Origin of the sequence: Paenibacillus septentrionalis, from assembly GCF_042659865.1 — a bacterium.
Classification (GTDB): domain Bacteria; phylum Bacillota; class Bacilli; order Paenibacillales; family Paenibacillaceae; genus Pristimantibacillus; species Pristimantibacillus septentrionalis.
This window is the reverse complement of record NZ_JBHSTE010000005.1, coordinates 13395-35395: the sequence shown is the minus strand read 5'-3', so window position 1 is coordinate 35395 and position 22001 is coordinate 13395. Positions and strand designations below refer to the sequence as shown.

The following is a 22001-nucleotide window of genomic DNA, read 5'->3' as shown; positions in this document are numbered from 1 at the left end:
AATAGGGAGGAGAAAGTGCCATGACCTGGTGGAGCGACAATACGCTGCGTCTTGTACAAAACAATTTACGTGAAATAGACGCGGATATGGATATCGATCTATTAATGAAGCAGCTGAAGGAACTGGATGCAAATGTGCTAATGATGAATGCCGGAGGCATATTCGCCTTCCATCCATCGAAGCTTCAATATCAATATGTTACGCCTTACTTGAAGAAGGACCTGCTGGGAGAAGCGATTAAGAAAGCGTATGAAAACGGGATGCGATTTATCGCTCGTTTTGACTTTAGCAAGGCGCACGAATCGATTTTCCAGCAGAGACCTGAATGGTTTTATCGCTCGAAGGACGGCCGAGAGGTTAATTACTTCGGCATCGTTCATACATGCTTGAACGGGGGGTACCAGCAGCAATATTCGCTCGAAATATTAACGGAAGTGCTGACGCAATATGATGTGGACGGCGTATTCTTCAATATGTTCGGCTATCAAAACTGGGACTACAGCGGCAACTACTACGGCATTTGCTATTGTGACAGCTGCAAGACTCGTTTCAAGGAAATGTACGATATGGAGCTGCCGGACAATGAGGATCGGCACTCGGAACGGTACCGCAGCTATCGTGAATTTCAAGAAAAAACATCAGTAGAGATTTTGGAAAAAATTCACGCCCATATTAAGCGATTGAAGCCTGATGCTGCGATCAGCACGTACCATCCGCACAAGGTGGATATTGTGCGCCATGAATCGACTACTTCATTGACCCGCCCTCATCCCAAATGGCTATACTCAGCAGCGGAAAACATTATGCCGATTAGCGGCAGCTATGAAGGGAAGCTGGTGAGCAACTGCTCGATTAATGCCATTGACCTGACCTATCGCTTTACAGGGGTTTCACGTTATGAGACAGAGGTTCGTCTATATGAGAATATCGCCAACGGGTCAGGTCTTGACTTCTGCATTATTGGCGCATTTGAAGGATATCCCGACAAGGAAAATTTGGAAAGCGTAGCCAAAGTGTTCCGCTTTCACAAGCAATATGAGCATCTCTTTGGTCGCTTTCAGTCGATGGCTGACGTGGTGCTTGTAAAGCCCTCCTCATCGTCTATCCGCAATTCACAGAAGGAATATTTAGGCGTTTTCAAAATGCTGAAGGAAGCGCATATCACCTTCGACGTGATGAAGCAGGAGCGGCTGGAACGGTTAACGGGCAGCAACGCAAGACTGATCATTCTACCGGGGATTGAACGGCTGTCAGAGCAAGAGCTGCGCATGATAGAGGCTGCGCAAAGCCGCGGCATGTCAGTATTGGCAACAGGAGGAGCTTTGGCATCGCAGGAATCTGCCTTGGAAGTGCTGTTTGCCGCGAAGCCTGGTGAGTGGATTGAGGATACGACTGCTTCTTATGTTCTGACGGATGATAAGGAAATGTTTCCCGAGCTGAAGCAGAGGGATTGGGTCATCGTCAACGGACCATTCGCCGCCGTTGAATTTGCTGCTGATGCGGCTCTTAAGCTGCGTTATATTGAGGCGGCAAGCTTTGGCCCGCCAGAGCGCGCTTATGGGCATAAGCTAACAGCGTATTACGGACTGGGTATCACGCCTCCACGAAAGGAAGGAAGCGGTCTTGGCGCATACATCGCTTGGAACGTGGGAGAGCTTTATTACGATCAAGGCTTTGCCGATCATAAACAAATTGTGCTTGGAGCGATTGATCATGGCTTGCATGGAACGCGCACATTGTCTACTTCTGCTCACCCTAGCGTTGAGATGACCTTTAACCAGTTGCCAGATGGGTCATATATGCTGCAGCTGCTTAACTTATCTGGCTTTAACGGCGTTACGTACGAGGAGCCGCTGCCAATGAATGAGCTTGAGGTACGGCTTTCAGGGATCGATTCTGTGAAGGTGGTGCACGCGCTGGGTGATGCATCTGCAGCAGAGCTGGAGCAGGATGATCAAGCCGTGAAGCTGTTCATACCGAGGCTTGAGACGTACGCCGCCTATCATCTGATATAGAAATGGTAGTTCAAAAACAGGACTTTGATGACGAAGTTATTACGTTGTAGCGTGGTCGACGTCGAATTTTGAACGCTAGCGAAAACTGCAGTGCTCACGTAGCTTTTTGCCTACGCTGCGCTCCTTGTTTTCTACTAGCATCCAAACTTCTCGGTCCTGAACGCCCTGTTTCTGAACTTTTATTGAAATTGGTAGTTCAAAAACAGAACTTTGATGACGAAGTTATTACGTTGTAGCCGTAGTCGACGTCGAATTTTGAACGCTAGCGAAAACTGCAGTGCTCACGTAGCTTTTTGCCTACGCTGCGCTCCTTGTTTTCTACTAGCGTCCAAACTTCTCGGTCCTGAACGCCCTGTTTCTGAACTTTTATTGAAATTGGTAGTTCAAAAACAGGACTTTGATGACGAAGTTATTACGTTCAATTATTCCTAATAGGAGGTTGCAGCCAATGAGCAGTGTTAGCTGGTGGAAAGAGCCACTTCGAATTATACAGCCCAATATGCAAGTCAGGGATACAGACCGAATAGATCCAGAGCGATTAGCCAGGCAGCTGAAGGATATGCATGCCAATACCGTCGTGTTCAACGTAGGGGGGATTTACGCCTGGTATCGGTCAGAGGTTCCTTACCATCATATTAATGAATATTTGCCTGAAAACCGTGATTTACTCGGAGAAATGATTACGGCATTTCATAAGGAAGGGCTGCGCTTTGTTGCAAGGTATGATTTCAGTAAAGCAGATGATTATGTGTACCAAAAGCGCCCCGAGTGGTTTGTTAGAGACATAAATGGCGAGCCTGAAATTATTGGCGCGAAGCGGCCGGGCAATTGGTCGCTGCTCATGTCAACCTGCATTAACACGGGCTACCGCAATGAAGAGCTGGCGGTTCCTGTGCTGAAGGAGTCGCTAAGCCGATTTGACATCGACGGCGTATTTTTCAATAATCCTGGCACCATCACCTGCCAATGCGGCAGCTGTCGCGACAAATACTTGGCGATGTTCGGTAAGGAAATGCCGGAGCAGCGTTCGGAGTATGATCGTTCATGGTGGTCCCTATGCATGCGTCATAACATCGAGCTGCTGAACGATACCATTAAAAGCGTACGGGAGGATGTCCCTGTCCTTGGCTACTATAATTTGTTCAACGAACGCTTGGCTGATCGCAAGGCCGGAACGGATCTTCTATGTACAGAGCCGCAAAACGTATTGTCGCAGGGCCATCAACACATCCCGGAATTTTGGAAGCCTGCGCTCAGCATTAAGCTTGGTCGTTCGAGAGCGGAAGAGGCGGCCCCGCTTGGCATCGTTCATTCCTGTCCAGGGATGGACTGGCGTCATACCGGATTGCCGCCAGCTGATTATGCCTTTTGGCTGGCGCAAATCCCAGCTTACGGTGGTCAAATTTGGCACTCGCTTACGGGTGTTCCAGATACGATTCGCGACAAACGAATACTGAAGATTGTAACCGAGCATAACCGCAAGGAAGCGACGATTGCCAGTGAGATGCATGGTGCAAAGTCGCTTGCAGGTGTCGCGCTGCTGTGGCGCAGCGGCAAGTCTACAGAAGGCTGGGCAGACGGCTTGGTCAATCGTCAGGTGTCATTCGATATTATTCCAGAGGAAAGCTCGGATCTCGAAGTGTTGAAGCGATATCGAGTCGTTATTGTGCCTGAGCATTATCCAGTTGGAGCAGAAGAGCTGTCTCGTTGGAGCGCGTATGTTGAACAAGGCGGCAAGCTCATTGTTGAGGGCAGACTGTCAGGCGGCGACAATAATCAAGTAGCAGAGCTGCTTGGCATTCAGCCTCGCGTGACGATTAGTGAGCGACTTGCAGCAAGCTACTTGAGATTTAAGGGAACGGGCAATCCGCTGCAGATCGGAATGGAGGATACAGAGCTGATTCCGCATAGAGGGCATGTCGTCTATTGCAAGCCAGCGGCTGGCTCGCGTGTGCTTGCGACGCTTGTTCCGCCGTTTTCTCCGCTAGAGAGCGTCGGTGCACCGCCAGAGCGGGCTTCGATGTCAGTAGAGCGAACGGATATTCCGCTAGCGGTCTATCATGAAATGGGTAAAGGGCAGGTGCTATATCTCCCATTCTCTCTAAGCGAGCTAATCGATGAATTCAAGCTCGGTGAGCACTATCAGCTGCTTGATAATATCGTGGACATGACTGCAGGCAAGGAGCGGTTGTTGAAGGTGACGTCCATTACAGGCCTGCAAGCAACCCTTTATCAAAATGGCGATGCTTTGCTTCTGCATCTTGTGAATGGAACAGGCAGAAGGCCGCTTGCCAATGCCGTTCCGCTTCACAATATCGAGATTCGCATACCGCTAACATTATTGCCGAATCCATCCTCCGTTGAGGGGATGCTCGAAAATGGACAGCTGTCCTTTACAACGAGTGGTGATGAGTTAATTGTGACCGTACCGAAGGTTGATGTATGGGAAATGATGAAAGTGCAGTAATGTTTTCGTGGTATATCAATAGAGGTAATAGCGTCTACTAGAGTGATAGGTTTACTGATAAGGCAGAATAAGGTGTTCGGTTCATGATATTGAAACATTCAATCAATAGACAAAGGAGTGGGGAACGATGGCAATTCAACCAGGTACAACAAAGGTTGGTTTTATCGGTACTGGCGTTATGGGGAGCAGCATGGCCAAGCATTTAATGGGCGGCGGTTATGAGGTTCATATTTACAACAGAACGAAAGCAAAGGCGCAGCATCTGCTTGATGCAGGTATGATCTGGCATGACACACCAGGTGAGATAGCGGCGGCGTGCGATGTCGTGTTTACAATCGTCGGCTATCCGAGCGATGTAGAAGCGATCTATTTGGGTGAGAGCGGCATTGTACAATCTGCAAAAACTGGAGCGTACTTGATCGACATGACGACCTCTAGCCCAGCACTTGCGGGTCGCATTCATGAAGCGGCAGCGGCAAAAGGTCAGTTTGCACTCGATGCGCCTGTATCGGGTGGTGACATTGGCGCACGCAATGCGGCGCTTTCCATTATGGTCGGCGGCGATCAACAAGCGTTTGCTGCTATAGAACCGTTGTTTGCTTTAATGGGCAACAACATCGTCCTGCAGGGTGGTCCAGGAGCGGGACAGCATACGAAGATGGTTAATCAAATCGCAATTGCATCAGGAATGGTTGGCGTATGTGAAGCGCTTATCTATGCTAAAAATGCCGGACTTGATCTGAACAATGTGCTGCTCAGCATTGAGTCGGGAGCAGCGGGCAGCTGGTCATTAAGCAACTTGGCTCCACGTATGATTGCAGGCAATTTTGAGCCAGGGTTTTATGTGAAGCATTTCATTAAAGATATGGGCATTGCCCTAGATTCTGCGGCTGAAATGGGTATCGATCTGCCGGGCTTGTCGCTGGCGAAAGAGCTGTATGAACGAATCGCTGAGGCTGGACTTGCGGAGAAAGGGACACATGCGCTATACATGGCGTGGGATTAATTCGAATCGCTTGAAGCGGAGGGGAACGAGATGAAGCAGTTGCCGATTGGCGCATTGATCAAAGGGGTATATGCAGAGGAAGTCATTCCGTATTATTTGCAGCATGGTTTTGAAAGCTTTGGGATTACGTATTGGCAGACGACTGGTGCAATTGATTTGAAGGAGCAGGCGAAGCGGGTGCGAGAGATGCTTGGCGACAGTGGTGCAACTATATCCAGTTTAACAGTGTTTGGCAATCCCCTGACAGGAACAGGTGATAATGCAGATACGGTGGCTAGCTGGGAACGCGCAATTGACCATGCTCATTTGTTTGGCGCTGATCTTGTCTCAGGGTTTACCGGACGGCTAACGGACGAGCCCATCCCAGCTTCCTTGGCAAAGTTCGGTGAAGTATTCGGTGAGCTGGCGCGTCGTGCCGAAGATCGTGGTGTGCGCCTGGCATTCGAAAACTGCGACATGCACGGAACATGGGAGAAGGGTGACTGGAATATTGCGCATAATCCTACAGCTTGGGAAATGATGTTCAACACCTTGCCAAATGATAATGTCGGTCTGCAGTGGGAGCCATGCCATCAGATGGTGAGCTTGATTGACCCAATTCCTCAGCTTCGTAAATGGGCAGGGAAAATCTTTCATGTACACGGAAAAGACGCCACGATTGCTTGGGATGTCATTCGGGAGCATGGCATTCATGGACCGCATCCATTCGTCTGGCATCGAACGCCAGGCTTTGGCGATACGAACTGGACGGATGTCGTGACGATTCTGATGCAAAGCGGCTATGAGGGCAGCATCGACATTGAAGGTCGACATGACCCAGTGTTCAGAGACGAGCTTGAAATGAGCGCTCAGGTGAGTGCGTTGAATTATTTGAAACGCTGTCGCGGCGGCGAATATGTACCCAATCCGCAGATCCAATATGGCAACGGGAAGCTGTAACGCCGCCTGACTATGCTGAACAGATTGCTCATAAGAATAGTGAGGAACTATTGGAGGAGGGAAGTCCAATGAAACATAGAACGGTGCTTGCTGGCTGTGGCAGTATGGGCAATCGCTGGATGGAGTATGCGCTTGGTCGCGATGACATCGAAATGGTAGCGCTTGTTGATATATTTTCCGAAAATGCGCAAGCGATGAACGAGCGTCATGGACTGCAGCTTCCTGTGTACAGCTCGGTAGCCGAGGCAATTGAGGAAACAGGGGCGGAGCTGCTGCTTGATACGTCGATACCAGATGCTCATGCGAGCAATGCCATTGCCGCAATGCAGCGGGGGGCAAGCGTCATGATGGAAAAGCCGATGGCTGTTACAATGGCGGATGCTTTGCGTTTAATTGAAGTATCTAAGCAAACAAGTCGCTTCTGTGCGGTTATGCAAAATAGAAGGTATACAAAAGAAATCAGATCGCTTAAGCTGGATTTGGATGCAGGAGTGATTGGAGCTCCGGGGTTTGTTACGGCTAATTTTTTTCTCGGTCCTCGCTTTGGGGGCTTTCGCGAAGCGATGGAGCATCCGCTCATTTTAGATATGGCAATCCATACGTTCGATGCAGCCAGATATTTGATCGGAGCTAATCCCATATCTGTGTATTGTCATGAGTTTAATCCTGAAGGCAGCTGGTATATGGGCAACGCGTCGGCTATATGTGTATTCGAGTTCAGCAACGGCGCAGTGTTCTCCTATAATGGCAGTTGGAGTGCGCTTGGTCATGATACCTCCTGGGAGGGAGAGTGGCGAATACAAGGCTCAAAGGGATCAGCTATATGGGATGGCAACAGTCCGGCCGTATATCAAGCGACGAGTGAGGAAGCAGATGCGAATGTAGATTCTCTCATTCCATCAAAAGGTGTCATCCATTGGCAAGGAGCGGAGCGCCGTGAAGCATGTTTGAATGAGATGCTCGCTGCTCTGCAATCGGGCAAGCGCTCTGAAACGGATATTCGCGATAATATTCATAGCGTGGCGATGATGCTTGGTGCGATAGAAAGTGCAAAGCATCAACGGAAGGTTATGCTTTCCGAGCTTTTCGTATAATGAGAGTATAATAATGGTACAGTACATGTTCAAAAAGTCTGGCTTCGATGCAGCATCTCTCATCCAAGTCAGACTTTTTGATCGCATTATAAGTAGAGAGGAGGATGCAGGATGAAGGTGCTGCTGGCGTTTGACTCATATAAGGGCAGCCTCGCTTCTTGGGAAGCAGGCAGCATTGCGGCACAAGCCATTCTGTCAGTTATGCCGAATGCAAGCTGCGAAGTTGTACCGATGGCAGATGGAGGCGAAGGTACTGTAGCGGCAATTGTTACAGCGACAGGAGGAACACTTGAAACAATTCGTATTCGAGGGCCTCTAGGAGAAGAAAGCGATGCGGAGATCGGATTAGTGCGAGACGAGGACGGTCATTATGTTGCCGTGCTAGAGGTTGCTGGCATATGCGGCTTGACGATGGTTGGCGAAAGTGGTCCTGATCCGCTGAAGGCAAGTTCGTATGGAGTTGGCGAGGCTATCATTCATCTGTTAGACAAAGGCATACGACGCTTTGTCATAGGTCTGGGAGGAAGTGCAACGAATGATGGAGGCATGGGTATGCTTGCTGCCCTTGGGGCAGAGTTCTGTGATTCTGAAGGCATGCTGCTAACTGGTTCAGGTGGCGATTTGCTGCGGGTTGCCTCGTTGCAGCTTGACCGATTGGATGCAAGGCTCATGGACTGCCACTTCACGATCGCTACTGATGTAAGTAATCCGCTATGTGGACCGCAAGGGGCAACGATGGTATATGGTCGCCAAAAGGGTGTAACAAATAAGATGAGTGTTGCGCTGGATGAGGCAATGAACCGTTATGCTCGCATGCTAGAGCAGGAATTGAACGAGCAGGTAAGCAGCCAAAAGCTCGCGGGAGCTTTTCTAACTGCAGTGGATAAATCTAGCTTGCAAGAAAGAACTGGAGCAGGGGCAGCAGGTGGTCTTGGCTTTGCCCTTATAACACTTGGCGGTAAGGTGGTGAGTGGAGCCGACTGGATCATTGAGAAGACTCAGCTTGCTGAGCGAGCAGAGCTTGCTGACTGGATCATTACAGGCGAAGGAAGAAGTGATCAACAGACGTTGTACGGCAAGCTGCCGATTAAGGTTGCTGAAGCCGCTAAGCGGGCAGGAGCGGGCTGCATCCTTATATCGGGCAGCTTAGGTGACGGTATCCAGGCGCTTGCCCCTTATTTTCAAGGCTGCTTCTCAATTGTCAATCAGCCGAGTGAGCTGGAACAGTGCATGGAGCAAGCCAAGCCTCTCCTGGAGCAGACCGTCCGCGAAGTTTTTCGGCTTATTCATTTTATGAGTGAGGTACAAGCTGATCAACGATAGTTTATGCAAGAGCTGACATGGTGTCCTGTTGATCGTAACGGTCAATTCATAAAATGTCGTTGACAAATTGCCAGATTATTATAGAAGAGGCCGAAGGTATGTATAATATAAAAGCATCTTCAAGCTGTAAATGATTGAATTTACATGCCTTGAAGATGCTTTTTGTCTTTCGTTATGTATATCACTGATCTGCAAGCTGTTCTCTTACTTCAAGCAACTCTTGGAGCTTCTCGAAAAAAACATCAATCACGTTTGGATCAAAATGTTTGCCTCGCTCTTCACGAAACAAAGCAAGGATTCTGTCTATCTTCCATGCTGGTTTATAGACTCGTTCCGCACTAAGGGCATCGAAGACATCAGCTACGGCTGTGATTCGACCATAGATATGGATGTCCTCTCCTTTAAGGCCATGCGGATATCCTGACCCATCCCACTTTTCATGATGCTGCTCAGAAATAATCGCGGCCGTACGAAGCAGCTTGCGCTGTGATGAACCTAGCAGCTGTTGACCAATTAATGTGTGGTTTTTCATAACATCGTACTCATTGTCTGTAAGCTTCCCAGGCTTATTCAAGATGTTGTCCGGTATAGCAATTTTTCCAATATCATGCATCGGTGAAACATCACGCAGCAACATAGCTTCTTCTTGGCTTAATCCATAGCCAAGCGCCAAAATATATGAATAGGCAGCGACACGTTTTACATGGTTGCCGGTTTCACGAGAGCGCTGTTCACCAATTTCACCCATAATAGAAATAATCTCGCGTTGTGTAGCGACAATCTCTTGATGCAATAAGAAGGTTTCCAGAGACTTGCCAGCATAGGAAGCAGCTAGTGTTAAATATTCAAGATCCTGATCGGAAAATACAGCATCCGCAGTCATTTTATTAATCGCCTGATAGGCGCCAATAATGATATTTTCGTTATCGCGGAAAGGTACAGTAATCATAGATCTTGTGAGGTAGCCTGTTTGCACATCATTATCTGCATTGTGACGTGGGTCAAGATAGGCATCTTCTATTACAATGGGTTTACCCTGTTCTATGGATGAGCCGACAATGCCTGTTCCATATGGAATTCTTATTTCATCAACGCCATGGGCTACTGTTGTATAAAGCTCATTTCTTTCACGGTCAATAAGCCAAATCGTACATCGATCAGCATGGATCATGTCTTTACCCATGTTAGCCATAAGCAAAAGCAAGTCATTCAAGCTGTTTGCAGCTGAGATCTTGGCTACATAATTAAAAATAATGCTTAATAATCGTTCCGGGGTATGATTAATGGTTCTCATCTATTCCTCCAGCCTATGCATTGTTCTCGACATTATTCTTCAAGAGGTGCTAAAATCCTGCCTAATATAAGAGAAAATATGACAATAGTTATTACATGGAACATAATTCATTGAGTTTTCACTTAACATGAAATGTATTTATAATAGACGAGAGAGCGTTTCAAAGAAAGGACTTTAATATGAAAGTGCTAGCCTCTTACGGATCAGGACAGGAACAGATACTTGTATACGAAACCACCGCACTCTTTGATGAAAAGGGGAGCTTTCGCCTACTGCAATTTGCTGATGAAGCGGTGCAGGGGGCCATTGATTTGCAGCGTCCAGAGCGTATAGTCTTCGAATATCCACGCGCGTTGATTCATGTGATCGAGCATAATCGCAGGCAAGCATCAGTTGAGCTATTCATTATCGGTCATGGCATCGGCACGATATCCCGCTACTTTAATAGTCAAAGCTGTGTAACGGCAGAAATCGATGAAACCGTAGTACAGCTAAGCCAGGAGTATTTCGGTTGGAGTGGCGAGCATGTAATGATCGGTGATGGGCGTTTGCTTTTAGAACAGGAGCAGCGTCAGTATGATTATATCGTATTGGATGCTTTCACGAGTAAAGGCGTACCGCAGCATTTATCAACAGTTCAGTTTTTTGCGTTAGCCCACTCAAAACTTAAACGCCATGGTGCTTTATTGATTAATGTTACGGGAAAAGGGAAACAAGACGTACGAAGTAATGCAATGTTCAGCACGTTGCAGCATATATTTCCACATACAAGTGCCTTTACCTTGCAATCAGCTCAGCAACGTGATATACGCAACAGCATCTTCATTGGCAGCAATGATATGCTCCAATATCGCTTGAAAAGTATGGCAGGGCTAGTGCCGTATATTCCTGAACCAGGCTATCTATTGTATGATTAAAACTAGTAGGCCGTAATAGAATCACGAATAGGATCACGTTGTTAACATGAAAGGAGTCCGCTATGAATGCAATGATAACTGCAATTATTGAAGATTTGGAGCAAAGAGAAGAGCTGCAGCCGCTTCTTCCAACGCAAACCTGGAATGTAGCATTACAAGAGCAGATCGAGGAATTGAACAGTCTTGGCAGCAGTACGGAGAACCTTACGTTGATCGCAGCTCTTCATCTTCGCAACGATAGTCTGGACATATCGCATTCCTACGCGCAGCAGATAGAGCATGACATAACAGGCGCGTATTGGCATGGGATCATGCATCGAATGGAGGGCGATTATTCCAACGCCAAGTATTGGTTCTGGCAGGCGAGGAAGCATCCAGTAATGCAACGAGTGAAGGAGAAAGTAGCTGAATGGCTTGAGCAAAATGGGCAAGCAACGGATAATAGAAGCGATGAAATTGTACAATCGTTCCAGCATGGAGGCTGGAATAGCGAGTCGTTTACGGACCTAGTTCAGATGAGTCCGAAGCTCAATGAAGAGACGAGGCAAATACTTGTACATATTCAAGCTATAGAGATTGCGACATTGTTTCAATATACACTTGCGGCTGTCGACAACAACTTCTAGCTGTCTTCCGGATGACCTAGAACAAAGACCTGACAGCTTAAATTAGCAAAAGGCGTATCCTCAGTTAACACTGAATGGATACGCCTTTTGCTTAGTTGCTATACTACGTAACAGTATCTCTTAACCAGCTACCTGGTTATACGTCATAATCCAGATTGAGCCGATGACAATCGTCATTAGGATCAATACGGCAAAAATTAAGGAAATCAAGTTATAACGCGGCTTATCCTCTTCACGAATATGCATGAAGAAAAGAAGCTGAACTAGAAACTGCAGCACAGCAGTGACTAGAATTACGATAATCGTTGTACTTTTGTTAAACATATCATTCATCACTGCAACAAGCGGAATGATCGTCAATACGATGGAAAGTACAAAACCTAGCACATATGATTTTAGTGAGCCATGAGTATGACCTGTTTCTTCGTGAGAATGTTGCTGGGATGCCATACTACATCACCTCCATAAGGTAGACGATAGAGAATACGAAGATCCACACTGCGTCCAAGAAGTGCCAGTACAAGCTAATAATGTTGACTTTGCGCTTCGTGACTGGTGTGATGCCGCGTTTAGCGAGCTGTATAATAATCGCCACCATCCATACGATACCAAGCGATACGTGAAGACCGTGTGTGCCGACTAGTGTAAAGAAGGCTGACCAGTAGGCGCTCGTTCCGATTGTTGCACCCTCATGAACGAGGTGGATAAACTCGTTTACTTCTAGATAGATAAAGGAAAGGCCGAGCAATGCAGACACTGCAAGCCACAGGATAAGTCCTTTCTTGTCTCCTTTATTCATAGAAAGCAACGCCAGACCGCTTGTAAAGCTGCTTGTAAGCAGGATGAAGGTCGAGATTATAATACCATTCATTTCAATAAGCTCGGCGCCTATAGGGCCGCCAGCAGTGTTACTACGCAATACGACAAATGTTGCAAAGAGTGTAGCAAACAAAATTACGTCGGTAATCATAAACAGCCAGAAGCCAAATTGCTTCAAGGATTCCTGATCGTGATGACCGTGATCATGCGAATGAGCTTGTGCCATTAATTAGCCCCCCTTGCTGCAGCGGCTTCGATGCGTTCGATTTCTTCTACTGGAACATAATAATCATCGTTGAAATTGAAAGAGCGTGCAAGCATCGTTACAATAACGCCGCCTAGTCCAAGGATGATCATCCATTTCCAATCCCATACGAAACCGAAACCTGCGATAAACCAGAAGCCTGACATAATAATTGGGATGCCTGAGTTTTTAGGCATATGAATCGGTTCAAGAGGTGCAGTATCAGCAGCAATCACTTCAGCTGGATCTGCTTCGCCTCTTTCGCGACGCTGTTGCTTTTCCCACCAGTCATCTTGCGCTACAACACGCGGTGTACGCGCAAAGTTATAGAACGGAGCTGGTGAAGGAATCGACCATTCCAGTGTACGGCCTTGACCCCAGTTGTCGCCTGTTGTTTCTTTTTTCATAAAGCGAATGCTGTGTGCAATTTGCCATACTTGGAAAATAAACGCGATACCCATTAGGAAGGCACCGACTGTTGATACGACGTTAAGCGGCTGCCAGCCCATATCGAAGTCATACGCGTTAAAGCGTCGTGTCATACCCATTAAGCCAAGTGCATATTGCGGCATGAAGCACACATAGAAACCGATATTCCAGAACCAGAATGCCCATTTGCCCAAGCCTTCATGCAGCTTGAAGCCGAACATTTTTGGCCACCAGTAATAAAGACCAGCAAAGAATCCGAACACAACCCCACCGATCAATACTTGGTGGAAGTGAGCAATTAGGAAGTAGCTGTTATGGAACTGGAAGTCTGCAGGTGCAACGGACAGCATTACACCCGTCATACCACCGACTACGAAGCACGGTATGAAGGCGATCGTCCACATCATAGGAGTTGGGAACGACAGCTTGCCGCGATACATCGTGAACAGCCAGTTGAATACTTTAACCCCGGTAGGGATCGCTATAATCATCGTCGTAACCGCGAAGAAGGCATTAACGTTTGCTCCTGAGCCCATTGTGAAGAAATGGTGAGCCCATGTAAAGAAGGAGAAGAAGCTAATCGACATCAACGCGAAAACCATCGATTTGTAACCGAAAATTTTCTTTTTAGAGAATGTAGCTACAACCTCAGAGAAAATACCGAAAGCCGGAAGGACTACGATATATACCTCAGGGTGTCCCCACATCCAGATCAAGTTCAGATACATCATCGGGTTACCGCCGCCATCAACTGTGAAGAAGTGAGCGCCAAGGTAACGGTCTAAGAACAATAGGAACAGTGTTACGGTAAGAATCGGGAATGCGAACATAATCGTTACAGATGAAGCGAGAACTGACCATGAGAACATAGGCATTTTCATAAGCTTCATACCAGGTGCGCGCATTTTAAGAATCGTTACGACAAAGTTAATACCAGATGCAAGAGAACCTACACCGGAAATTTGAATACCCCAGATGTAGAAATCCTGCCCTACGCCCGGACTTCCCGAAAGCTCTGATAATGGCGGATAAGCCAGCCATCCAGCATCTGGTGAACCACCGATAATGAACGAAAGGTTGAACAGCATTGCACCTGCAAAGAACATCCAAAAGCTTAGTGAGTTCAGGAATGGGAACGCGACGTCACGCGCACCAATTTGTAAAGGAACAACAATGTTGAACAAACCAAACATTAGCGGCATCGCCATAAACAAGATCATAATAACGCCGTGTGTTGTGAAGATTGCATTATAGTGATCAGGGTGTAAAAACTCAAGCTGAGGAGCCGCTAGTTGAACACGCATCAATAACGCATCGACACCACCGCGGAACAGCATGAGAATGGAACAGATGATATACATAATACCGATCTTTTTATGATCGACGGAGGTCAACCATTCTGTCCAGAGCCAACGCCATTTTTTGAAATAAGTTAAAACGAACACAATAGCTACCATCGCTAGTGCGATCGAAATCTGTGCGCCCAGGATCAGCGGGTCGCCCGTGACGAAAAACTCCGATGCAAACTCTTTAATCGTTTCTAACATCGAGTAAGAACTCCTTTCGTAATCTTCAATTAGTGCTGATGTTCAGAATGACTAGAACCTTCAGCGTCCTCAGAAGTAGTTGTATGGTGTGCATGAGCACTTTCTGCGCCATCTTCCACATACTGCATCATAATGTCGTAGAATAAGTTGTCAGGGAAGCTAGAGTACTGTGCGACCTCGTGTGTACCTTTTACTTTGAGGTTTTGTACATCCTCTTCCGTTAATGCGACTTCCGTAGCTTTTACTTCGTCTACCCATGCATCAAATTCTTCTTGTGAAGTTACGTTTGCATTAAAGGTCATTTGTGCGAAATGTTCACCAGTGAAGTTTGCACCAGAGCCGTAGTAGCTGCCTTCCTCATCAGCCATAAGATAAAGCGTCATCGCCATACCGCTCATCGTATATAATTGCCCGCCCAAATTCGGTATCCAGAATGAGTTCATCGCCATATCAGATGTAAGCTTGAAACGAACAGGTGTATCTACAGGCATGTGAAAATAATTGATTGTTGCAATTCCTTGCTCCGGATAAGTAAATAACCATTTCCAGTCGAGTGAAGTGACTTGAATTTCGATAGGTTCCTTTTCCGATTCGATGGCAACAGAAGGTTCCAGCTTGTATGTGTAGTTGACAGTAATGGTAGCCAGAATAATGATCGCAACAAGCGGAATGCCCCACCATACCAGCTCCAGCTTCGTGTCGTGCTCCCAATCGGGCTTATATGACGCTTTGCGATTCGGACGATCTCGGTATCGCCATACAATGATCGCAGTAATAATGAATACAGGAATCGCAATCACAGCACAAATAATGGTGGTGATCAGGATCAAGTCCTTTTGAGCAGCAGCTATGGGACCCTTAGGATCTAATACTAGGTACTGCTCGCTACAGCCTGTCAAGACTAGCAACAATGCAATACTGAGCACAGCCGACAGCTTTCGAAAAACAGGTCTCATGACAATTTCACTCCTTGAATATATTGACTTACGTCTTAAGATATCAGATAAATTGTCAATTGACTCTAGGGTTTACTATTCCGTAAACAATTCGTCTTATATTCGCCATACATCGTTCACTAGTTCGACATAACCTTTCCTTAACTTTACTAATCGGTGCTAAACAACAAAAAAGGAAGCAAAACTCTTCAATTAAAAGAAAAGTTTTGCTTCCTTATCTTTAAGGTTATGAGGTAATTTATTGAGATTGTTCACGCTGTTCTTCTGTCTGGTGAAGAGCACGTTTGTGAACGAGACCTATTGCAGTACCAATCACGTAAATGTGAACACTGCCCACGAGGAATCCGATTCCGATCATAAGTCCCCAGTTTCGGTCATTGAATTCTGTTATATTTGCTAGGCACAACACAACGCCAATCCCGAGAACAAGCCATGCGATCATGGTCATAATGTTAACAAGTTTCGTAGCATCAGGTTTTGCCGATTTCATTTCGTGTATAGTAATTGATTTGGAATTGGAATTCATACCAATCACTCCTCCGCAAGAGTTGTAAGTGCTTTCTTGCGTTTAATATAACACAAAGTTGTCACTTTGTTCAAACTTTTTTCACTTTTTCATCAAAATTTGGACAAATGTTTAGGATGTGTCTGAAAAGTCAGCAGGGAACAGATCGTGCCGAATGTTCGTTCCATGCAAGGCACTTTTACGCAGACTTACTGGACGTAAGGTAAGAAAAAGTAACCCAGCAGGGGATGAAAAGGCGGTACGAGATGACCTTGAGCGAGTTTTCAGACACGCCCTAGTGCAGCCACCAGTTTTTCACCTGCTCCCACCAGTTGCGATAGCTCTTATGCTCATTTAATTCAATCGCTTCTTTTCCTGTTCCTATATGCTCCTCTTGCTCAACAACAGGCTCACAATACGCTGTCGGCTCAGTGCCTTCCAAGAAATATTCCAGCTTATCTGATGGGCAAGCCTCGGATGCGAGAAGGCCTGTTTCTTCATCTATATATACCGCAACGATGCTTTCCGGAATCGGAAACATTTTAGGTGCGTTTTTCTTTAATGCTTCTTCTGTAAAATGAGCAAAGATTGGTGCAGCTCGATGGGCCTCCGCAACAGTTAGAAACCGATCCTTGTCATAGCCGACCCATACGGCTGTGCTTAATTCTGGTGTGTAGCCAACCATCCATGCATCGACTGGCGTCGTACCGCTTTTGCCTGCAACAGGACGCTTAATAATCGATTGCACCCGATGAGCAGTACCTCCAGCTTCAAAAACATCCTCCAGCAGCGAGGTCATCAGAAAAGCTTCATTTTCAGAAATAGCAACAGTTGGCTCATAGCTCGCTTCATAGATTGTTTTTCCCTGCTTATTTACAATTTTCAGAATAGAGATAGGTTTATGATAAACGCCCTGATTCGCAAATACACCGTACGCAGAAGCGAGCTCGAGAGGGCTGACAGGCGATGTGCCAAGTGCTAGGGATGGAACAGCTTCTAGCTCAGCAGTTATACCTAGCTTCCTTGCTGACTCGATGACAGCTTCAGGACCAACCTGCATAATCGTGTTAACTGCATAGATGTTATCTGAGCTGGCAATAGCCTGGCGCATCGTTATGTAATCATTTACGTATTTGTCCCCGTAATTTTGCGGCTCGTACGTTTTTCTTCCATTATCATAGGTAAATACTGTTGGCTCGCTCATAAAAACAGACTGAGCGGTCAATGCATGCTGCCCAAGAGCGGCTGTGTAAAGAATCGGCTTAAAGGTTGAACCCGGCTGCCGGGTAGTAGCAATCGCTCGATTATATTGATTGTTTTCGTAGCTGCGTCCACCGACCATAGCTTTAATATGTCCATTGCGCGGGTCGATCGCGACCAGTGCAGCCTGCTGTTCACTGTCGGAAGGAAAGCCGCTAGCGACTTGCTCTTCAGCAATTTTCTGCATGTCATAATCAAGGGTGGTATAGATTGTAACGCCGCCTTCATATAGAAGCTGCTCGTCAATGCCTAGCTCGTGAACGGCTGACTGAATCACGTAATCTTTAAAATAGGAAGCATCGCTTGAGGCAGCATTTTCATCACTATAGGCGGTAAAATGCAATACTTCATTATATGCGTTTTCCTTATCATCTTCCGTTATATAGCCACTTTCAACCATCGCTTGCAATATAAGCGACTGACGACGCTTTGCATTGTGCATATCATTAAGTGGCGAGTAATATTTAGGACCCTTTGGTATGCCGGCAAGCATGCTGCTTTCTGCCAGGCTTAATTCATCTGCCGATTTATTGAAAAAATAACGGGATGCAGCTTCAATGCCATAGGCGCCATGACCGTAATAAATTTGATTGAGATACATTTCAAGGATCTCGTCTTTCGAATATTTCATCTCAAGCTGAGTGGTGTACATGGCTTCTTTTATTTTACGTTCGAATGTTTTTTCATGTGTAAGGTACAGGTTTCGGGCCAGCTGCTGTGTTAACGTGCTGGCACCTTGCTTGGCAGATAATGTGCTCATATTGACAAGCACAGCACGAGCAAGGCCTTTTAGATCGAACCCAAAATGAGAATAAAATCGTTTATCCTCAATTGCAAGTGTTGCCTGTACCACATAAGGCGACATTTCTGATAACGATACCGCTCTCCGATTGACACCAGTGTGAAAGTAGCTAATCAACTGACCGTTGCGATCAACGAGTTGACTGGACTGGCTAATTGTGGATACAGGAAGCTCCTGCTGCTTCAGATAATATAATCCGCCAATGACAAGACCCATCACGATCATTAACGTGATGATGCCTCTGCGCAGCCAGCGATTGAATCGTAGCATGATGAATAGAAAGCGCTCGGCTAGCAGTGGAAAACGCGGTCTTTTGGGCTGCTTGGGTTGGGTTTGTTTCGACAACTGTCTCACCTCATCAATTGGCAATACTAGCTATATGAGTAGTATGGGGTGTTCGCATGACAGATATTCACAGCATGTGGAAATGCTCCAAATAATTTATTTTTGCTGTTTGGGCAGAATGGGTGTTGATTTTTTGCAGGGTTACTCTATAATTACTTGTTGAACCACTGATAGAAAGAAGGTATTGAACATGGAATTATGGTATACAGAGAAACAGACTGAAAGCTTCGGAATTACAGCGAAGATTACAAAAACTTATGTAGATGAGCAAACAGAATTTCAACAGTTGGATATGATTGAGACCGAGGAATTCGGGACAATGCTTGTTCTTGACGGTATGGTGATGACTACAGTTAAGGATGAGTTTGTATACCATGAAATGGTCGCTCATCCCATCTTGTTCACGCATCCAAATCCGGAGCACGTGCTTGTTGTTGGCGGCGGAGACGGTGGTGTTATTCGCGAAATTATGAAGCATCCAAAAGTGAAAAAAGCGGTGCTTGTTGATATTGATGGAAAAGTTATTGAATACTCCAAAAAATATTTACCTACTATTGCATGTGAGCTGGACAACCCTCGTGTAGAAGTGATCGTAAATGATGGCTTCATGCATATTCATGATCATAAAAACACATATGATGTGATTATGGTTGATTCCACAGAGCCAGTAGGCCCTGCTGCGAATTTGTTCACACGTGGCTTTTACCAAGGCATATACGAAGCATTGAAGGAAGACGGAATTTTTGTTGCGCAAACGGACAATCCGTGGTTCAAGGCTGACTTGATCCAGACGGTAAATCGTGATGTGAAGGAAGTATTCCCAATCGTTCGCGTATACGGTGCAAATATTCCGACATACCCAAGCGGCTTGTGGACCTTTACGATGGGCAGCAAAAAATATGATCCGCTTGAAGTGGATACAGCAGCTATCCCAGAGCTGGATACGAAATACTACAGCCCGCGCTTGCACAAGACAGCGTTTGTACTGCCTAAATTTGTTGAGGATATTGTGAAGTAACAACAACTTGCAAAGCTTGCCTTATAGGGCAAGCTTTTTTAATTGGCTGCTTTGCAGCAGGCAATCGTTTATTATTGAAATTCGCAACATTACTGTTTATAGTAATAAGATAATACGTAAAGGTGTATGGAGAGCCGGTTATGAACCACAAACAAAAGGTAATGATACAGCTTGAAAGCAAGCAGGATAATGAAGCAGTCTCTCAGCATATGCTAGGTGAATGGTTCTTAAAGGATAAAGCTTTTTACATAAGATTTGCAGAGCAATCGGAAGCGGGAGAAATTAGGCATTTATTGCGCTATGAGCCTCCTGAGCTGAAGGTTACGCGCAAAGGAGCAGTTGATGCTGAACAGGTTTATCGCATTCATGAGCGTTGGAAGGGTGCATATAGCAACGGCATGATCAAGCTTGAGACGGAAGCCTATACTCATCAGCTTTCGGTAAGAGATCAGTATGGTCAAGTGATATTAGGCCTGCCGTCAAAGCTGCCATTTTCACTGAACTGGGATTATGAGCTGTTTGTAGGAGAACAATCGAGTGGAAGATTTACATTACGTTTACTATTGAAGGAGGCTACAGCATCATGACAAACTATGTTTTGGATCGTATGTATGCAGCGTTGAAAGAAGCGATTGCCAATGCTGTGTTGAAGGCAAATTTGGTTGAAGCGGATCAGCTTCCGGCGTTCGTGCTCGAAGTGCCGAAGGATAAGACGCATGGAGATCTGGCGACAAATGCAGCGATGCAGCTCACGAAGCTGGCTAAAAAAAATCCGAGAGTAATTGCGGAGGAAATTATTCAAAATCTTGATCTTGAAGCAGCGTCTATTCAAAGCGCTGAGATAGCAGGCCCAGGGTTTATTAATTTCCGTATGGATAATCGTTATCTGTATGAGGTTGTTGGCGAAGTGCTGACAGCGGGTGAAGCATATGGGCGTGTTGAGGACGGTAAAGGAAAGCGTGTCGAGGTTGAATTTGTAAGTGCCAACCCGACGGGGAATCTACATCTTGGTCATGCGCGTGGAGCAGCTGTAGGCGACGCATTATGCAATGTGCTTGATTTTGCAGGATACGAAGTGACGCGTGAATACTATATTAATGATGCGGGCAAGCAAATCGAGAACTTGGCGTTGTCGATTGAAGCAAGATATATGCAGGAGCTTGGACATGATGCAGCAATGCCAGAGGATGGATACTACGGCGATGACATCATTGGCTTTGCCAAGGCGCTTGTACAGGAGAAGGGCGATGCGCTTCTTAAGCTTGAAGACAAGGAAAAGTTTGCTTTCTATCGCAGCTATGGCCTTGAGCGCGAGCTTGATAAAATCAAACGCGATCTTGAGCGCTTCCGCGTTGGTTTCGATATTTGGTACAGTGAAACCTCGTTGTATGAGGATGGCAAGGTTACGGCTGCGCTTGATCAATTAAAGGCATCCGGACATGTGTATGAGGAAGAAGGCGCAACATGGCTGAATACGACGATATTTGGCGATGACAAAAATCGCGTTTTGATTAAAAATGACGGTTCTTATACGTATCTGACACCAGACATCGCCTATCATTTAGACAAATACAGCCGCGGCTATGACAGAATGATCAATATATGGGGTGCTGACCACCATGGTTATATTCCACGTATGAAAGCAGCTATGGCTGCACTAGGCAATGATCCTGATAAGCTGACTGTTCTCATTGCGCAAATGGTTAGCTTGTTCCAAAACGGTGAAAAGGTGAAAATGTCCAAGCGTACAGGTAAAGCGGTCACGATGCAGGATCTAATGGATGAGGTTGGCGTTGATGCAATTCGCTACAACTTTACATCTCGCAGTATGGATTCGCATCTTGATTTTGATATGGATCTTGCAGTGGCGACTTCCAATGAGAATCCTGTATTCTACGTGCAATATGCACATGCGCGCATCTGCAGTGTGCTGCGTCAGGCTGCCGAGCAAGGGGTGGCATTGCCTAATCTTGAAGAAGTGAACCTGGAGCCACTTACCGCTTCTCATGAGTTTGAGCTGCTACGCAAGCTGGGAGAATTTCCGCAGGAAATTAGTGAGGCAGCAGCTGCTTTTGCGCCGCATCGTCTCGTTCGTTATGTATATGAGCTTGCTGCCTCCTTCCATAGCTATTACCGTGCGGAAAAGGTGCTAACGGAGGATGCTGCTTTGACAGCGGCACGTTTAGCTCTGCTTTTAGCAGTGAAGACAACGCTTGTTAATGCACTTAAGCTGATTGGTGTATCTGCTCCTGAGCAAATGCATCGTCAGGATGACGCGGATGAAAACGAAGCGTAACTCAGCAATGAATAGCTGACCATAAGCCTCATTTTTGAAAGGTTTTATAAAAGAAAGACCGAACTATGACGAATGGCTGTAAAAAAGCATTCGTCACAG

At 46.2% G+C, this 22001-nt stretch carries 18 protein-coding genes; 11 read left to right on the top strand and 7 right to left on the bottom strand.

The window, feature by feature from the left end:
• Positions 1-20: 20 nt before the first annotated feature.
• The 6 genes from ACFP56_RS15085 to ACFP56_RS15060 all read left to right on the top strand — a co-directional run bounded on the left by ACFP56_RS15085 (position 21) and on the right by ACFP56_RS15060 (position 8844).
• Positions 21-2015: a family 10 glycosylhydrolase gene (locus ACFP56_RS15085; RefSeq protein WP_379235988.1), complete on the top strand. Its 1995-nt coding sequence runs from the start codon at positions 21-23 to the stop codon at positions 2013-2015.
• A gap of 448 nt (positions 2016-2463) precedes the next feature.
• The gene (locus tag ACFP56_RS15080; RefSeq protein ID WP_379235986.1) at positions 2464-4482 is read left to right on the top strand and encodes a beta-galactosidase trimerization domain-containing protein; all 2019 of its coding nucleotides are present in this window, start codon (positions 2464-2466) and stop codon (positions 4480-4482) included.
• Between the two features lie 127 nt (positions 4483-4609).
• A complete protein-coding gene (locus ACFP56_RS15075; RefSeq protein WP_379235984.1) occupies positions 4610-5488 on the top strand; it encodes an NAD(P)-dependent oxidoreductase in 879 nt (292 codons plus the stop codon).
• Positions 5489-5518: 30 nt separating this feature from the next.
• Positions 5519-6427, top strand: a complete 909-nt coding sequence (locus ACFP56_RS15070) for a sugar phosphate isomerase/epimerase family protein (RefSeq protein ID WP_379235982.1) — start codon at positions 5519-5521, stop codon at positions 6425-6427.
• Positions 6428-6495: 68 nt separating this feature from the next.
• On the top strand, positions 6496-7521 hold the full coding sequence (locus ACFP56_RS15065; protein ID WP_379235980.1) for a Gfo/Idh/MocA family protein: 1026 nt from the start codon (positions 6496-6498) through the stop codon (positions 7519-7521).
• 111 nt (positions 7522-7632) lie between these two features.
• Positions 7633-8844 carry a glycerate kinase gene (locus tag ACFP56_RS15060; RefSeq protein WP_379235978.1) on the top strand — a complete coding sequence of 404 codons (1212 nt, stop codon included), beginning with the start codon at positions 7633-7635 and terminating at the stop codon, positions 8842-8844.
• A gap of 181 nt (positions 8845-9025) precedes the next feature.
• Here ACFP56_RS15060 and ACFP56_RS15055 read toward each other — a convergent pair whose 3' ends face one another.
• Positions 9026-10138, bottom strand: a complete 1113-nt coding sequence (locus ACFP56_RS15055) for an HD-GYP domain-containing protein (protein WP_379235976.1) — start codon at positions 10136-10138, stop codon at positions 9026-9028.
• Positions 10139-10317: 179 nt separating this feature from the next.
• Here ACFP56_RS15055 and ACFP56_RS15050 point away from each other — a divergent pair, with 179 nt between their 5' ends.
• Complete coding sequence (locus tag ACFP56_RS15050; protein WP_379235974.1) at positions 10318-11055, top strand: spermidine synthase; 738 nt, start codon at positions 10318-10320, stop codon at positions 11053-11055.
• A 62-nt stretch (positions 11056-11117) separates the two neighbouring features.
• Positions 11118-11681, top strand: coding sequence for a hypothetical protein (locus tag ACFP56_RS15045; RefSeq protein ID WP_379235972.1), 564 nt, complete (start codon positions 11118-11120; stop codon positions 11679-11681).
• A gap of 120 nt (positions 11682-11801) precedes the next feature.
• Here ACFP56_RS15045 and cyoD read toward each other — a convergent pair whose 3' ends face one another.
• From cyoD to ACFP56_RS15015, 6 genes are all read right to left on the bottom strand, one after another.
• Positions 11802-12131, bottom strand: a complete 330-nt coding sequence (cyoD, locus tag ACFP56_RS15040; protein ID WP_379235970.1) for a cytochrome o ubiquinol oxidase subunit IV — start codon at positions 12129-12131, stop codon at positions 11802-11804.
• Position 12132: 1 nt separating this feature from the next.
• Complete coding sequence (gene cyoC / locus ACFP56_RS15035; protein ID WP_379235968.1) at positions 12133-12726, bottom strand: cytochrome o ubiquinol oxidase subunit III; 594 nt, start codon at positions 12724-12726, stop codon at positions 12133-12135.
• A complete protein-coding gene (locus ACFP56_RS15030) occupies positions 12726-14720 on the bottom strand; it encodes a cbb3-type cytochrome c oxidase subunit I (protein ID WP_379235966.1) in 1995 nt (664 codons plus the stop codon). The genes cyoC and ACFP56_RS15030 overlap by 1 nt, the downstream gene beginning before the upstream one ends.
• 29 nt (positions 14721-14749) lie before the next feature.
• Complete coding sequence (gene cyoA, locus ACFP56_RS15025) at positions 14750-15676, bottom strand: ubiquinol oxidase subunit II (RefSeq protein ID WP_379235964.1); 927 nt, start codon at positions 15674-15676, stop codon at positions 14750-14752.
• A 238-nt stretch (positions 15677-15914) separates the two neighbouring features.
• Complete coding sequence (locus ACFP56_RS15020; protein ID WP_379235962.1) at positions 15915-16202, bottom strand: hypothetical protein; 288 nt, start codon at positions 16200-16202, stop codon at positions 15915-15917.
• 274 nt (positions 16203-16476) lie between these two features.
• Positions 16477-18513 (bottom strand): transglycosylase domain-containing protein, encoded by a 2037-nt coding sequence (locus tag ACFP56_RS15015; protein ID WP_379236761.1) that lies wholly within the window; start codon positions 18511-18513, stop codon positions 16477-16479.
• A gap of 265 nt (positions 18514-18778) precedes the next feature.
• On the opposite strand from ACFP56_RS15015, the gene speE reads away from it, so the two are divergent.
• The 3 genes from speE to argS all read left to right on the top strand — a co-directional run bounded on the left by speE (position 18779) and on the right by argS (position 21902).
• The gene (gene speE / locus ACFP56_RS15010) at positions 18779-19606 is read left to right on the top strand and encodes a polyamine aminopropyltransferase (protein WP_379235960.1); all 828 of its coding nucleotides are present in this window, start codon (positions 18779-18781) and stop codon (positions 19604-19606) included.
• Between the two features lie 140 nt (positions 19607-19746).
• On the top strand, positions 19747-20193 hold the full coding sequence (locus ACFP56_RS15005) for a DUF1934 domain-containing protein (protein WP_379235958.1): 447 nt from the start codon (positions 19747-19749) through the stop codon (positions 20191-20193).
• Positions 20190-21902, top strand: coding sequence for an arginine--tRNA ligase (argS, locus tag ACFP56_RS15000; RefSeq protein ID WP_379235956.1), 1713 nt, complete (start codon positions 20190-20192; stop codon positions 21900-21902). The genes ACFP56_RS15005 and argS overlap by 4 nt, the downstream gene beginning before the upstream one ends.
• Positions 21903-22001: the final 99 nt, after the last annotated feature.